We start from the raw sequence: 16,117 nt of genomic DNA, 5'->3' as shown, positions 1-16,117 counted from the left end.
CCTTATTTAGGACGGTACAACCTATTGAAAAAGACCTCCACCTTGGAGGTCTTTTTGTATCTGTCTATCAAGAAGCTTCCGTTGCGACCTCTTCTTCTCGATATTGAGGTTTCTTCCTCACATACAACTTCCGTTGCACTTCCGATACAACGTTACCTTCTTTGTCTTTCACATAGGTAATAAACTCTGGAAAGCACTTTTCACCGTTACGAGTCATTTGGTAAATGTCAGCTAGCATTCCTTCTGTTACTTCAAACTCGGCAAATAAATCACTCTGTCCCGGTTTGATGAAGTTGATACTCGCCTCTTTATCCCACACAAAATACTCTTCCCGTAAAATGCCCATCAACATCAGAGAATAAATTGGGTCCGTAAGCGAGAAGATACTACCGCCATACTGGGTACGATTTGCGTTTTTATTCCACCAACGGAGCTTCAAACGAACGTTAACCGTTCGAAAGTCTTCAGAAATATGTAAGATTTTGATACCTGAGCCCCAAAATGGCGGCCAAATATTAAGCGCAAACTTAACAATCCCTGGTTTATAAATCTTGGCAAGTCGCTTATTCATACCTATCCATAGCCTTTGCGATGCAATGTTATAAAAATGTAACTGGTCTGATCTGTAATATAATCGACCTGTTTCTAATTTACAAAAAGAATCTATTAACCCTTTGAAGTTCGTGGTTTAATGTTCAGTACGCTTCGCCTATAATGGTAGGAATATTGAATTCTGTTAAATCGCTGCAGATGATCCAACGGGAAAGTATATGTCAGATAATAATCAGGCGCTGAAGGATGCGGGCTTAAAAGTAACCCTTCCAAGGCTAAAAATTCTAGAAGTACTTCAGCAGCCAGACTGCCAGCACATCAGTGCTGAAGATTTGTACAAAAAGCTAATCGATCTAGGTGAAGAGATTGGTCTAGCAACCGTTTATCGTGTATTAAACCAATTTGATGATGCTGGTATTGTTACTCGCCACCATTTCGAAGGCGGTAAATCAGTATTTGAACTGTCAACTCAACATCACCACGATCACTTAGTATGTTTAGACTGTGGTGAAGTAATTGAGTTTTCAGATGACGTGATTGAAGAACGTCAAAAAGAAATCGCAGCTAAGTACAATGTTACGCTTACTAACCACAGCTTGTACCTATACGGTAAATGTAACGATGGTTCTTGTAAGACGAATCCTGACGCGCACAAGCCTGCAAAATAAAAAGTAACGCTTTTTATTAATAAAGACTCTAAACGTCAGCTTCGGCTGGCGTTTTTTTATGGAGACAAGCGATGAAGAAAAGGAATTCTTGTGGCTTTACCTTACTCGAACTGATTATTGCAATTGTTATTCTTGGGATACTGGCTGTTGTAGTCGCACCGCGATTCTTAAACCTTCAAGACGAAGCCTACCAAGCCAAGATGGAAGCCATCGCAGACCAATTTGAAACGGCAGTTAAGTTCACCCAAAGCCAGTGGTTAGTTAACGGGGGGACACCAGCAGCACAGCAAAATATAGATGGCTATGGTGGCGGAAAACTTGATGTCAATGAATTTGGCTACCCTTTAGGAACAAACAAAGGCAACGCCAGTGGGAATATTGGTAACCCATACAATATTGGCCAAGGGAACGCAGGATGTATTGCCGTATGGCAAGCTCTATTAGGTGATGAATACTCGCTATCGAATAATCGGAATGCGAACGATAGGTTTGATTTTATAACGCGCCGTATCAGAGACAATGACTCCCACCAATCCGTTTGCTATTACACGTATACAAAAAAAGGTTACGAACGAACTCCCGAGAACTCAAGCTTTGTCATATGGTACGACTCAAAAGCGGGCACGGTCACGACATCAAAGCCCTCTCGTCTACCATAGGACATAAAAAATGCCAGCAATTTGCTGGCATTTTTGTTAGCGAGGTATTGAGATTATTGGTTCTCGATTTTCGCCCAAGTATCACGTAGGCCAACCGTACGGTTGAATACTAGGTTATCTGCTGAAGAATCTTTTGAATCTGTACAGAAGTAACCCATACGCTCAAACTGATAACCTGTTTCTGCTTCTGCCGTTGCTAGACTTGGCTCAACAAAACCGTTTAGAACCACTAGTGACTCTGGGTTGATTGTCGCAGCAAAGTCATCCGCAGCCGCTGGATTTGGTACTGTGAACAAACGATCGTACATGCGGATTTCTGCAGGCAATGCTTTGTCTGCTGATACCCAGTGGATTACGCCTTTCACTTTACGGCCATCTGCAGGGTTCTTACCTAGCGTTTCAGCATCGTAAGTACAGAAGATTGTCGTGATGTTGCCTTCCGCGTCTTTCTCGATGCGTTCAGCCTTGATCACGTATGCGCCACGTAGACGTACTTCTTTACCTAGAACAAGGCGCTTGTACTTCTTGTTTGCTTCTTCACGGAAATCTTCGCGCTCAATCCAAACTTCACGAGTGAATGGCACTTCACGCTCGCCCATTTCAGGTTTGTTTGGATGGTTAGCAACCGTCAGAGTTTCTACCGCACCTTCTTCAAAGTTCTCGATAACGATCTTAACTGGATCTAGAACGGCCATCGCACGTGGTGCGTTTTCGTTTAGATCATCACGAATACAAGATTCTAGTGAACCGAACTCAATCATGTTCTCTTGTTTCGTTACACCGATACGTTTACAGAACTCTCGAATAGATGCAGAAGTGAAACCACGGCGACGCAGACCAGATACGGTTGGCATGCGTGGATCATCCCAACCATCAACCAACTTCTCAGTCACTAGTTGGTTTAGCTTACGCTTAGACATCACTGTGTATTCAAGGTTTAGGCGACTGAATTCGTACTGGTGTGGACGGCAATCAATCGTGATGTTGTCTAGAACCCAGTCGTACAGACGGCGGTTATCCATAAACTCAAGAGTACAGATAGAGTGCGTAATGCCTTCTAATGCATCAGAGATACAGTGTGTGAAGTCGTACATTGGGTAAATGCACCACTTATCACCAGTCTGGTGGTGAGTCGCAAAACGTACACGGTAGATAACTGGATCACGCATTACCATGAATGAAGAACCCATGTCGATCTTAGCGCGAAGACACGCTTTGCCTTCTTCGAACTCACCTGCACGCATTTTTTCAAATAGCGCTAGGTTTTCTTCGATTGGGCGATCACGGTATGGGCTTGGTTTACCCGGAGCCGTTAGCGTACCGCGGTATTCACGAATCTGCTCAGGACTTAGCTCATCAACATACGCTAAGCCTTTATTAATCAATTCAATTGCATATTCGTAAAGCTTGTCGAAGTAGTTTGATGAGTAACATACTTCACCATCCCACTCGAAGCCCAACCAGTTTACATCTTTCTTGATAGACTCAACGTATTCGATGTCTTCTTTTTCAGGGTTTGTATCGTCAAAACGCAAGTTACATTGACCCTGGTAGTCCTGAGCAATACCGAAGTTCAAACAGATAGACTTAGCATGACCGATATGCAGGTAACCATTCGGCTCCGGCGGGAATCGAGTATGCACGCTAGTGTGTTTACCATCCGCTAGATCTTTATCAATAATCTGGCGAATAAAGTTTGATGGACGAGCATCAGCTTCACTCATCTATAGCACCTCAAAAATATTAGTATTGTCAGAGAAAACAGAACTCCACAACCAAGGTTGGATTTGCAGAGTGCATTGTTCCTAATGATCCACAATTCTTAGCGATTAGACAACAAGAACCGTCGTTAAAAAGGCAATATTTCTCTACTTAGGTGGAAACCAAAGCATATTGAAACGCTTGAAACAAAAAAAGACCTCCCGAAGGAGGTCTTTTATAGAGAGTCTTTAAGATGTTACTAAGGAAGTTTTACATCTGATAGGTCTTCACCTGCACCGATTGCTTTCATTTCACCAGCAACGATTTCTGCAAGAGGACCAAGGATAACTTGTAGGTTGTTTTCACCTAGCTTAACCACGCCCTTCGCACCAAGTTTCTTAAGAACAGCTTCGTCAGCGACTGAGCGGTCTTTAAGAGTAAGACGTAGACGAGTGATACATGCGTCAATTGAAGTTAGGTTGTCGTGACCACCTAGTGCTTTCAGGTATTGACGAGCTAGGTCACCTTTTGGTGCATCACCAGCTGGAGCAGCAGATGCATCTTCATCGTCATCTTCACGACCTGGCGATTTCAGGTTGAATGCGCGAATTGCGAAGCTGAATGTGAAGAAGTATAGAGCACCGAAGCTTAGACCTAGAGCAAGAAGCACTAGAGGCTTAGTAGCTAGACCGTAGTTCAGTACGAAGTCGATTAGACCCGCAGAGAAACCAAAGCCATGTAGCGTGCCAAGCATGTTTGCAAGTACTAGAGATAGACCAGTAAACACGGCGTGCATTGCGTATAGAGCAGGAGCAAGGAACACAAACATGAACTCTAGAGGCTCTGTAATACCTGTTAGGAATGAACAGAACGCTACTGAGAATAGTGCGCCACCAACTTGGCTGCGTTTCTCAACTGGTGCTGCTAGGTACATAGCTAGTGCCGCACCTGGTAGACCGAACATCATTACAGGGAAGAAGCCGTTCATGAATACACCAGCGCTCTTATCGCCGCCGAAGAAGCGGTGTAGGTCACCAGATTTAAGCGTTTCAGTTACTTCTTTAACTGTTGCTGTGATTTCTGGAGTTACAGAGTTAGCGAATTCGAATGTGTGAGTTTGACCAGCAACAAGAGTCTTAGCTAGAGCTGGGTCAACACAAAGCTGTTGTAGAGCAGGAAGTGCTTGACCAGCAGCAGTTGCGCCAGAGACTAGAACTTCTTGACACGTACCCATACCGAACCAGAAGTACGAGTTTAGTACGTGGTGTAGACCTACAGGGATAAGTGCGCGGTTAAGCGTGCCGTAAACGAACTGACCGATAGCACCAGAAGTAGAAACTGCGTGCGCTAGCGCGTCAAGACCGCCTTGAATTGTTGGCCATACAACACCAGCAAGAGCACCAGCTACAAGCGAGAATAGACCCGCCATGATTGGTACTAGACGTTTGCCAGAGAAGAATGCCAACCACTCAGGAAGACGAGTAGCATGGAAAGCGTTGTAAGAGTGACCAGCGATGATACCTGCAATGATACCGCCGAAGAATGACATGTTAACACTTGCATCAATTGTCGCTGCAGTAGCAGTTAGCACGAAGTAAGCAACTGCACCTGCTAGACCAGCAGCACCTTGACCGTCTTTAGAAAGACCGATCGCGATACCTAGGCCGAATAGTAGTGGTAGTTGACTAAAGATTGCATTACCAGCTGATGCCATAAACGCAATGTCTAAAAGGTCAGGTTGACCCAAACGTAGTAAAAGCGCTGCAACTGGAAGCGTTGCGATAGGAAGCATAAGAGCTTTACCTAACTTCTGCGCGTATCCAAGAATATTCACCTTAAGTTCCCCCTATAGGATTTTATGTTTTGTCGAATGACTTATTTCAGTCGTTCAATTTAGTCGCTACCAGTTTATGATATTAATTTTGCTCCGCAAATTAAAAGCTCATTGTTTGTGATCATAATCACCAGAAACAGCCCTTTGGGAAGGTTTTTGCTAGCGAGATCATAAAACTTATTTTATTATACGAAAAAATGGCGTTTTAGAGATAAGATTCTCGCACTTTATGCAAGACAGAATCAGTGTTATTTTGGTATCTCTACAGATGATTCGCAGTAACTTCGCTCTGGAAAACAATCATAAAAACTAATTCATTTATTATTTTTCAGTTAGTTACTCTGATAATGACATCGATAAAACGCGACTTGCTGTATGTGACTCGTTATCTAATTCAGTGATACAAACTAAGTACCAGCATGACTCATGCAGTCACCAGTTAGATAACGGGACAGAAAATGAATTCTCATCTATAAGGACTAGCTGACTATGTACGCGCTAAGTAACTGTAAAATCTATACCGGTAGTGATGTTCTTACCGATCATGCGGTCATCATCGACAATGACCAGATTCAATCAGTTGTGCCAGTAACTCAATTACCAGAAGGTATTGAGATCAAAGATCTGGACGGTGCAAATCTAAGCCCTGGTTTTATTGACCTTCAGCTAAACGGCTGTGGCGGTGTGATGCTAAACGACGAAATCACACCTGAAACCATGCAAATCATGCACGAAGCCAACCTAAAGTCGGGTTGTACTAGCTTCCTACCAACTCTTATCACGTCTTCAGACGAAGACATGCGTGCTTCGATTGCTGCGGCTCGTGAATACCACAACAAATACCAAAACCAATCGTTAGGTCTTCACCTTGAAGGTCCTTACCTTAACGTTGCGAAGAAAGGCATCCACAGCGTGGACTTCATCCGCCCTTCTGACGACGGCATGATTGACCTTATTTGTGCGAATGCAGATCTCGTAGCAAAAGTAACACTAGCACCAGAGCAAAATGATCCTGAGCACATAGCACGTCTTAAAGCGGCAGGTATCGTCGTATCAATCGGCCATACAAATGCGACTTACGCAGAAGCGCGTGAAGGTTTTGAAGCAGGTATCACCTTTGCTACTCACCTATTCAACGCAATGACGCCAATGGTTGGCCGTGAACCTGGTGTTGTTGGTGCGATTTATGACACTCCGGAAGTTTACGCCGGCATCATTGCTGACGGTTTTCACGTAGACTACGCAAACATCCGAATTGCTCATAAAATCAAAGGTGAAAAGCTTGTTTTGGTGACGGATGCCACAGCTCCAGCAGGTGCTAACATGGATCACTTTATTTTTGTTGGTAAGAAAGTATATTACCGAGATGGTAAATGTGTTGATGAAAATGGCACATTAGGCGGCTCAGCTCTGACTATGATAGAAGCAGTTCAGAATACAGTTGAGCACGCAGGCATCGCTTTAGACGAAGCTCTACGAATGGCTACACTGTACCCAGCAACCGCAATCGGTGTTGAGGAACGTCTTGGCCGAGTTCGAAAAGGAATGGTGGCAAACCTGACTATTTTCGATCGTGACTTCAATGTAAAAGCGACGGTTGTTAACGGACAATACGAGCAAAATTAAGCATGAATGGCGGACAGATTGGTAATGTAGATTTAGTAAAACAGCTCAACAGCGCTGCGGTATACAGGCTGATTGACCAACAAGGTCCAATTTCCCGTATTCAAGTCGCGGATGTTAGTCAGCTCGCCCCTGCGAGTGTTACCAAAATAACCCGCCAACTCTTAGAGCGCGGCTTAATTAAAGAGGTCGCGCAACAAGCATCTACCGGTGGTCGCCGAGCGATATCGTTGACCACTGAGGTAAAACCCTTCCACTCTATCGCTGTGCGATTAGGCCGAGACTACGTGCAATTTAGTTTGTACGATCTGGGTGGCACGGCGTTGGCAGAAGACCAGCACGAACTTCACTACACCAATCAGGCTGACTTGATCGCTGGTTTGATTGATCTGTTGAAAGACTTCGTAAATCGCTGCCAAGACAAAATCGACCAACTTATTGCTATCGGCATCACCCTACCTGGCTTGGTAAACCCAACTACAGGTGTTGTTGAATACATGCCAAACACAGATATCGATAACTTAGCGCTTGGCGAAATCATCCGTGAGAAGTTCAATACTGCGTGTTTCGTTGGTAACGATGTACGTGGTATGGCTCTGGCTGAACACTACTTTGGTGCAAGCCAAGATTGCCAAGACTCAATTCTGGTCAGTGTTCACCGCGGTACTGGTGCGGGCATCATCGTAAATGGTCAAGTTTTCTTGGGCTTTAACCGCAACGTAGGTGAAATCGGCCACATCCAAATTGACCCACTCGGTGAGCAATGCCAATGCGGTAACTTTGGTTGCTTAGAGACCGTAGCGGCAAATCCAGCAATCATTCAACGTGTGAAAAAACTGATTGCACAAGGTTACGAATCTAGTTTAACTCAGCTTGAACACATCACGATTGAAGATGTTTGTAACCACGCAATGAATGGTGATGAACTGGCGAAACAAAGTCTGGTTCGTGTGGGTAATCAACTTGGTAAAGCGATTGCAATTACCATCAACTTATTCAACCCACAAAAAATTGTCATTGCTGGTGACATTACTGCCGCTGAAGAAATTGTTTTCCCAGCGATTCAGCGAAACGTAGAAAACCAATCTTTGAAGACCTTCCATAACGAACTTCCAATTGTTGCTTCTCATATTGATAAACACCCAACAATGGGCGCATTTGCGATGATTAAACGCGCCATGTTGAACGGAGTTTTGTTACAAAAGTTACTAGAAGACTAAGTTTATACAACCAATTGAGTTACAATCTCGGGCTGTGATTTCACAGCCCGTTTTTGTATATCAGGAATATAGCTCAACAGTATGGAAATTATTCTAATTACAACGGCCTTCATCGCCGGTTTTATTGCGCTCAAATGCCACCTCCCTCCATTGGTTGGCTTTCTACTTGCCGGCTTTGGCTTGCACGCGTTTGGTTACCAAAGTAATGACGTCATTGTTACCCTTGCAGATCTTGGTGTTACGCTTCTCCTCTTTACAATTGGCTTAAAGCTAGATGTCAAAACCCTACTCTCTAAAGAAATTTGGGGAGGAGCCACGGCGCACAACGTTCTTTCAACTCTTTTCTTTGCGCTTGTTCTTATTGGACTAAAACTGCTCGGCTTATCCTCATTGACAAGCATGGATAGCTCGCAAATCCTACTTCTCGCTTTTGCTTTATCATTTTCCAGTACTGTATTTGCCGTTAAGACACTGCAAGAAAAAGGTGAGATGAACGCGACCTACGGGACCCTAGCTATTGGTATTCTGGTTATGCAGGATATTTTTGCCGTGGTTTTCCTTACCGCTTCAACAGGTAAAATTCCGGAGTGGTATGCGATAGGTTTGTTTGCATTGCCTCTTCTTCGTCCATTGTTCTATAAACTCTTAGACAAGGTAGGCCATGGCGAGATGCTGGTTCTCTTCGGTATCTTCTTTGCGTTAGTCGTTGGCGCAGGCCTATTTGAGCTTGTAGGTATGAAGCCTGACCTCGGTGCTCTTATCCTCGGTATGCTCTTGGCAGGACACCGTAAAGCATCTGAATTATCCAAATCTCTATTCAATATGAAAGAACTATTCTTAGTCTGCTTCTTCTTGAATATTGGTTTGTCGGCATCTCTGAGCTTTACAGGCATTGGTTTGGCGCTGCTGTTTATTTTACTACTGCCAATTAAAGGTCTGCTTTACTTCCTAACCATCAACTATTTCAAATTCCGCGTACGTACCTCACTGCTGACATCACTATCATTATTCAACTACAGTGAATTTGGTTTGATCGTCGGTGGATTGGCCTACAAAATGGGTTGGATGCCAAGTGATATGCTTGCTGCGATTGCAGTTGCCGTCTCCATTTCTTTCATTATCTCTGCACCATTGAACCGCTTGGGTCACCAGATCTACCAGCATTCTGGGAAATGGCTACAAGAAACAGCAGCCGAAAAGCTCAATCAACGCGACCAACTTATCAACCCGGGCCATGCTCAAGTCCTGATTTTAGGTATGGGCCGAATTGGCACTGGTGCCTACGATGAGTTGCGTTCTCGCTATGGCAAGATTTCTCTTGGTGTAGAAGTCCGTGAAGAAGCAGCGCATAAACACCGTTCTGAAGGACGCAATGTAATTTCTGGCGACGCGACCGACCCCGATTTCTGGGAACGAATTTTAGACACAGCCAATGTAAAGTTGGTCTTACTGGCGATGCCACATCACCAAGGTAACCAAACCGCATTAGAGCAACTACAAAGCCGCAAATATAAAGGCCAAATTGCAGCGATTGCTGAATATCCCGATCAGCTAGAAGGATTACTAGAAAGTGGTGTTGATGCGGCGCTGAACATTTATAGTGAAGCCGGTAGCGGTTTTGCGCGTCATGTTTGCGAGCAACTTCAACCTCAGTTCACCCCGATGAAATAAGCATCAAAAACAATATTTTTATTGAGCCCTCTAACAATAAGAGGGCTTTTTTGTGTGTTTTTTATACCAAACCTTAATCTCATTCATCAAAACAAGACTTATTTTAAACACTATCTAATAGACAAGCCTTTTTATCATTTTTTTAATCATAAAACGTTGCTTTTTTTACTCACAATGGCAAATTGAAGCCATACCGATTAAAAATTGTTTAGTTTAAAAAGGATGTTGTATGTGTTCAGTATTTGGCATTTTAGACATTAAGAGTGATGCAGCAGCATTGCGCCCTATCGCACTTGAGATGTCGAAAAAGCTTCGTCATCGCGGTCCAGACTGGTCTGGAATCTACTCATCAGAACGCGCAATTCTTGCGCATGAGCGTCTAGCGATCGTTGGTCTAAATAGTGGTGCGCAACCACTATACAGCCCTGATAAAAAACTCATCCTTGCTGTAAACGGTGAAATCTACAACCACAAAGAGATTCGTGCTCGCTACGAAGGCAAATACGAATTCCAAACCGATTCAGATTGTGAAGTTATCCTAGCGCTATACCAAGACATGGGCGCAGACCTTCTTGAAGAACTAAACGGTATTTTCGCATTCGTACTTTACGATGAAGAAAAGGACGAATACTTAGTGGGCCGTGACCACATCGGTATCATCCCGCTTTACCAAGGTTACGATGAGCACGGCAACTACTATGTTGCTTCAGAAATGAAAGCACTAGTACCAGTATGTAAGACCGTGAGCGAGTTCCCTCCAGGTTGTCACTACGGCAGTGCAGATGCAGAGCCTCAACGCTACTACACTCGCGACTGGAATGAATACGCAGCCGTACAAGGTAACAGCACTAGCAAAGAAGAATTGACTGAAGCTCTAGAAGCAGCGGTCAAGCGCCAACTAATGACTGACGTGCCTTACGGTGTACTTCTTTCAGGTGGTCTAGATTCTTCTATTACGTCTGCGGTAGCGAAACGCTTTGCAGCGATGCGTATTGAAGATGATGAGAAGTCTGAAGCTTGGTGGCCACAACTGCACTCATTCGCTGTCGGCCTAGAAGGTGCGCCCGATCTGAAAGCTGCTCGTGAAGTTGCTGACCAAATTGGGACTGTTCACCATGAAATGACATACACCATCCAAGAAGGTTTGGATGCCATTCGTGACGTGATTTACCACATTGAAACGTACGACGTAACAACGATTCGAGCTTCTACTCCGATGTTCCTGATGGGTCGTAAGATCAAAGCAATGGGCATCAAGATGGTACTGTCTGGCGAAGGTGCGGATGAGATTTTCGGTGGTTACTTGTACTTCCACAAAGCACCAAACGCTCAAGAGTTCCACGAAGAGACGGTACGTAAGCTTCTCGCTCTAAACATGTTTGACTGCGCACGTGCTAACAAATCACTAGCGGCGTGGGGTGTAGAAGGTCGTGTTCCATTCCTAGATAAAGAATTTATTGACGTTGCAATGCGCCTGAACCCAGCGGACAAGATGTGTGGCAACGGTAAAATGGAAAAACACATTCTACGTGAGTGTTTCGAGCACTACCTACCAGAGTCAATTGCATGGCGTCAAAAAGAACAGTTTTCTGATGGTGTAGGCTATAGCTGGATCGATACTCTAAAAGAAGTGGCTGAGCAGAAAGTGACAGACCAGCAAATGGAAACAGCGCAGTTCCGTTTCCCTTACAACACACCAACCACAAAAGAAGGTTATGTGTACCGCGAGATCTTTGAAGAGCTGTTCCCGCTACCTTCTGCAGCTGAATGTGTTCCTGGAGGCCCTTCAGTAGCGTGTTCTTCAGCGAAAGCGATTGAATGGGATGAGTCTTTCCAAAACTGTGTAGACCCATCAGGACGCGCTGTGCAAGCCGTTCATAACGACGCATATTGATTCTAAGGTAGGACTGGCTCCACCAGCTGCCTTTCAGTCTTTAGGCACAAAGATCAAAAAGAGGTGCAAAAGCACCTCTTTTTTTATACCAGAATGACTGTTGGTTATTTTAAATCGAGGTCATTATTGTCTATGCTTACCGGCACTCGCTTAGTGATCATCTGCACTAACATGATTGAGCGCTTCTCACCATCTTGCTCTTGGAAGATGGCATCTATACCCGCAAACTGCCCGCTTTTAACTCGAACCTCATCACCAGGCTGTGGCATACATTCAGAATCAGAATGATCGTCTATGCAGGTTTCCAGCTGTTTAAGCTCAAAAACCAGATCACCTTGGATTTCTTTAGGCTGCGCACCAAAACGCACAAAATCCACAACACCACGTGTAGAACGTACTGAGGTGAAATTAGGGCCTTTTTCATAATCAAATCGAGCAAATACATAACACGGGAACAACGGCTCTTCGACTTTCTGTCGCTTACCCCGTAAGATCTTTTCGACCTCAACAGTTGGGTAAAAACATTCTACACCCTGATTTTCTAGGTGCTGTTTTGCCCTAACTTGTTCTCCACGTTTACAATAAAGTAAATACCAACGTTTCATTTTTTACTAGCCAATTATATTTTTCTCTCATCCTAGCATTAAGCCCAAGATGAGTCATGGATATTCAAGTAACCTATCAATAAGCCACTTTATATTGCACATACAACTTACACCTTTTCATCAGCTTAAGAAAATAAGTCTATAGGCAAAAATGAAAAGTAAGTTTGTAACACGACCAAATCACCGACAAAAACCCCGCCATTTCAACACTAAGCAGTCGTTTCATAAGGTAAATGAATCGTCACATAAAATTTTATTGTTTGTCAGACATAAAATTGCCATGTATACGTAGATTTCGTTAAAAAATGTAATAACTACTATTAGAAGAGCTTATGTCAAACCAACATCAATACTTTGGTCACCCACGTGGCTTGTTCTTATTGTTCGGTACAGAACTATGGGAACGCTTTTCTTACTACGCAATGCGCGCCATTCTAGTACTTTATCTTACTGATACAACCATGAACGGTGGCCTTGGCTGGTCGACTAAAGATGCCCTAGACCTTTACGGCATCTATACTGGACTTGTCTACATCACTCCGCTTATTGGTGGCTACCTTGCGGATAACTATCTAGGTCAACGCCGTTCGATCCTCATTGGTGGTGCATTAATGGCTATCGGCCAATTTACGCTAGCAATGCCAGCTGATGCGCTTGGTCTTGGCTCTCTACACACTTTCTACCTAGGTCTTGCTCTGCTTATTTGTGGTAACGGTCTATTTAAGCCAAACATCTCAACAATGGTTGGTGACCTTTACAACGAAGGTGATAACCGTCGTGACGGCGCATTCACTATCTTCTACATGGGTATTAACCTAGGTGCACTACTTGCAGGCGTGGTATCTGGCTCAGTAACCAATGAATTTGGTTGGAAAGCCGGTTTCGTTGCCGCTGGTGTTGGTATGATTGTCAGCCTTGTGATGCAAATGACCATGGCTCAATCTTGGTTAGGTGATATTGGCCGTGTACCAGCAGCAAAACGTGACCTAGCGATTAAAAAATCTGCGAAGAAAGAGCCTCTAACTAAAGAAGAAGTCGACCGAATCAAAGTTATCCTTGTGATGAGCTTGTTCACTATCGTTTTCTGGGCGGGCTTCGAACAAGCCGGCGGTCTAATGAACATCTACACACAACAATACACAGATCGTATGATCGGTGGTTTTGAAGTGCCTGCTGCGTGGTTCCAATCACTAAACCCATTCTTCATTATTACTCTTGCACCTGTATTAGCCGTTCTATGGGTGAAGCTGGGTAAACGTGAACCTAACTCGCCAATGAAGTTTGCCTTCGCAATGTTCTTCCTAGCACTAGGCTTCCTATGTATGGTTGGTGCCGTTATGGAGCAAGGTGGTGATACTGCGGTTAAAACATCAATGCTATGGCTAGTAGGTGCATTCTTCTTCCATACGTTGGGTGAACTGTGCCTATCTCCTATTGGTCTATCTCTAGTAACTAAGCTAGCTCCGCTACGTCTTGCATCACTTATGATGGGTGCATGGTTTGGCTGTAACGCAATCGCAAACTACGTTGCAGGTTATGTTGGTTCTCACGTTGGTGAGCTAGGTGCACTAGCAATCTTCAGTGGTATTGCAGTAACAGCGACTATCTCTGGTGTAATTCTACTGTTGTTCTCTAACACGCTAGTTCGTTGGATGCACGGTGCAGAAAATACACACAGCACAGCAGAACAAATTGAAGAGCAACAAACTCAAGTTGCTTAATATAAAGTACAAATAAAACAAAGGGTCGCAATCGCGACCCTTTTTGTTCTCTGTAAATAAAACAGAAGCTCGAAGGCTTGAAAGATTAAAGCTTAGAACGCACCAAATCGACCATCATATCAATGTGCATATCATTGTCGTTTAAACAAGGGATGTAGCTAAAGCTCTCCCCGCCTGCTTCAAGGTAAATCTCACGGCACTCTTCTGAAATCTCTTCCAACGTTTCCAAACAATCTGACGAGAATGCAGGCGTTAGAATACTTAACTTCTTCTTACCTTGGCTTGGTAATACTTCTAACGTTTTATCAGTGTAAGGTTGTAACCACTCTTCACGGCCAAATCGAGACTGGTACGTCATACCGAACTGGTCATCAGTTAACCCTAATGCTTCACCTAGCAATCGCGTCGTTTCTTCACAATGTTTAGGGTAGATATCACCATTGTCGGCATAGCGCTTTGGAATACCATGGTAAGAACACAGCAGGTACTCCCCTTTCCCATGCTCTTCCCAATGTTCACGTACTGATTGCGCTAATGCTGCGATGTACTTGGGGTGGTTGTGATAATCACGAATAAAGCTAAATTCTGGCATCACTGGCATTTTTTTGAACGCTTTCGTCATGCCATCAGAGACTGCAGCTGTCGTCGTCCCCGAATACTGCGGATATAGCGGCAACACGACCACTTCTTCGACACCTTGCGCTTGCAGGGCTTCAAAACCACTTAGAAGACTTGGGGTACCATAAGTCATTCCTAATTCCACAGGCATGTCTAACGCGACTGCGAGCTTCTCTGCTTGTCGCTTAGAGTGCACCATCAAAGGCGAGCCTTCTTCCATCCATACAGATTGGTAGAGTTTTGCAACTTTCGGCGCGCGTACTGGCAAAATAATACCGTGAAGGATTGGGCACCACAGCCAACGAGTCATATCGACAACACGGTGATCATGAAGGAACTGACTGAGAAAACGCTTTACTGCCGGTGCGGTCGGCTCATCGGGAGTGCCAAGGTTAACCAGTAACACCCCTTGCTTATTATTGTTTTTCATAACATCCTATTCATGGTAAACGGCGTTGATTGTACGATGAGTATAAGAAATTGGTTCACCGTTCAAACAAGCTGAATAAAAAAAAGCGACCCTAAGGTCGCTTTTAAATATATCAAAATATTAAATTTTGCCGCTAGCAAATTATGCTAGTGCTTTCTCAATATCTGCACTTACTTCTGCAACTTGCTTAGTACCGTCAAACTTAAGGTACTTAGTGTTACCTGCTTCTGCTTCTTTACCGTAGTACTCGATAAGTGGTGCAGTTTGCTCGTGGTAAACACCCAGACGTGCGCGTACTGTTTCTTCTTTGTCGTCATCACGTACAACAAGATCTTCGCCAGTTACGTCATCTTTACCTTCCACTTTTGGTGGGTTGTAAACAACGTGGTAAGTACGACCTGATGGAAGGTGTGCACGACGACCAGCCATACGCTCAACGATTACGCTGTCAGCAACGTCGAATTCGATTACGTAATCGACATCAACACCCATTGCTTTTAGACCATCAGCTTGAGGGATAGTACGAGGGAAACCATCTAGTAGGAAACCTTTCGCGCAATCGTCTTGAGCAATACGCTCTTTGATAAGGCCAAGGATGATTTCATCAGAAACTAGCTGACCAGCGTCGATAACAGCTTTAGCTTGTTTGCCAAGCTCTGTACCTGCTTTGATAGCAGCACGAAGCATATCACCAGTAGAGATTTGTGGAATACCGTATTTATCCATGATGAAGTTTGCTTGTGTGCCTTTACCAGCACCTGGAGCACCTAGAAGAATGATGCGCATGATTTATCCTCTTTAATATTTAAGATTTATACCGAAGCTCACAATAGCTGGCTTCTTGGGCCGCAACCCGTCGAGGCAGTCGCAACGATAAGTTTCGGTATAACGTTTAGGCGAGCCAAAATACACGCCTTATTA

The 16,117-nt window shown here is 44.1% G+C and carries 13 protein-coding genes; 7 read left to right on the top strand and 6 right to left on the bottom strand.

Annotated elements, in window-relative coordinates; genetic code table 11:
- Window positions 1-67: 67 nt before the first annotated feature.
- Window positions 68-571: a DUF4442 domain-containing protein gene (locus BCT11_RS25845; RefSeq protein ID WP_038877569.1), complete on the bottom strand. Its 504-nt coding sequence runs from the start codon at window positions 569-571 to the stop codon at window positions 68-70.
- Between the two features lie 199 nt (window positions 572-770).
- On the opposite strand from BCT11_RS25845, the gene fcrX reads away from it, so the two are divergent.
- Both fcrX and BCT11_RS25835 read left to right on the top strand, forming a co-directional pair.
- Window positions 771-1,220 (top strand): ferric iron uptake transcriptional regulator FcrX, encoded by a 450-nt coding sequence (fcrX, locus tag BCT11_RS25840; RefSeq protein WP_102389621.1) that lies wholly within the window; start codon window positions 771-773, stop codon window positions 1,218-1,220.
- Between the two features lie 71 nt (window positions 1,221-1,291).
- Window positions 1,292-1,879 carry a type II secretion system protein gene (locus BCT11_RS25835; protein WP_102389619.1) on the top strand — a complete coding sequence of 196 codons (588 nt, stop codon included), beginning with the start codon at window positions 1,292-1,294 and terminating at the stop codon, window positions 1,877-1,879.
- 53 nt (window positions 1,880-1,932) lie between these two features.
- Here the strand turns inward: BCT11_RS25835 and glnS are convergent, their stop codons facing one another.
- On the bottom strand, window positions 1,933-3,603 hold the full coding sequence (gene glnS, locus BCT11_RS25830) for a glutamine--tRNA ligase (protein ID WP_102389617.1): 1,671 nt from the start codon (window positions 3,601-3,603) through the stop codon (window positions 1,933-1,935).
- Between the two features lie 236 nt (window positions 3,604-3,839).
- Window positions 3,840-5,414 (bottom strand): N-acetylglucosamine-specific PTS transporter subunit IIBC, encoded by a 1,575-nt coding sequence (gene nagE, locus BCT11_RS25825; RefSeq protein ID WP_038865705.1) that lies wholly within the window; start codon window positions 5,412-5,414, stop codon window positions 3,840-3,842.
- Between the two features lie 489 nt (window positions 5,415-5,903).
- On the opposite strand from nagE, the gene nagA reads away from it, so the two are divergent.
- From nagA to asnB, 4 genes are all read left to right on the top strand, one after another.
- Entirely contained in the window at window positions 5,904-7,040 is a 1,137-nt protein-coding gene (nagA, locus tag BCT11_RS25815) for an N-acetylglucosamine-6-phosphate deacetylase (RefSeq protein WP_038865707.1), read from the top strand.
- 2 nt (window positions 7,041-7,042) lie between these two features.
- Window positions 7,043-8,257 carry an ROK family protein gene (locus tag BCT11_RS25810; protein ID WP_038865709.1) on the top strand — a complete coding sequence of 405 codons (1,215 nt, stop codon included), beginning with the start codon at window positions 7,043-7,045 and terminating at the stop codon, window positions 8,255-8,257.
- Between the two features lie 81 nt (window positions 8,258-8,338).
- Entirely contained in the window at window positions 8,339-9,928 is a 1,590-nt protein-coding gene (locus tag BCT11_RS25805; RefSeq protein ID WP_038865710.1) for a cation:proton antiporter family protein, read from the top strand.
- 229 nt (window positions 9,929-10,157) lie between these two features.
- Window positions 10,158-11,822 carry an asparagine synthase B gene (gene asnB, locus BCT11_RS25800; protein WP_038865711.1) on the top strand — a complete coding sequence of 555 codons (1,665 nt, stop codon included), beginning with the start codon at window positions 10,158-10,160 and terminating at the stop codon, window positions 11,820-11,822.
- Between the two features lie 104 nt (window positions 11,823-11,926).
- On the opposite strand, the gene rfaH is transcribed toward asnB, so the two are convergent.
- Window positions 11,927-12,427 (bottom strand): transcription/translation regulatory transformer protein RfaH, encoded by a 501-nt coding sequence (gene rfaH / locus BCT11_RS25795; RefSeq protein ID WP_102389615.1) that lies wholly within the window; start codon window positions 12,425-12,427, stop codon window positions 11,927-11,929.
- A 332-nt stretch (window positions 12,428-12,759) separates the two neighbouring features.
- Between rfaH and BCT11_RS25790 the strand changes: the two genes are divergently transcribed.
- The gene (locus tag BCT11_RS25790) at window positions 12,760-14,148 is read left to right on the top strand and encodes a peptide MFS transporter (protein WP_038865713.1); all 1,389 of its coding nucleotides are present in this window, start codon (window positions 12,760-12,762) and stop codon (window positions 14,146-14,148) included.
- Window positions 14,149-14,233: 85 nt separating this feature from the next.
- On the opposite strand, the gene hemH is transcribed toward BCT11_RS25790, so the two are convergent.
- Complete coding sequence (gene hemH / locus BCT11_RS25785) at window positions 14,234-15,196, bottom strand: ferrochelatase (protein WP_042604281.1); 963 nt, start codon at window positions 15,194-15,196, stop codon at window positions 14,234-14,236.
- Between the two features lie 141 nt (window positions 15,197-15,337).
- Window positions 15,338-15,982, bottom strand: a complete 645-nt coding sequence (adk, locus tag BCT11_RS25780; RefSeq protein ID WP_038865715.1) for an adenylate kinase — start codon at window positions 15,980-15,982, stop codon at window positions 15,338-15,340.
- Window positions 15,983-16,117 lie beyond the last annotated feature (135 nt).

The sequence above is a fragment of the Vibrio sp. 10N.222.52.B12 genome (genome assembly GCF_002875385.1).
GTDB lineage: Bacteria > Pseudomonadota > Gammaproteobacteria > Enterobacterales > Vibrionaceae > Vibrio > Vibrio jasicida.
Note: the sequence above shows the minus strand (reverse complement) of the source record. Positions and strands in the feature narration are given on the sequence as shown.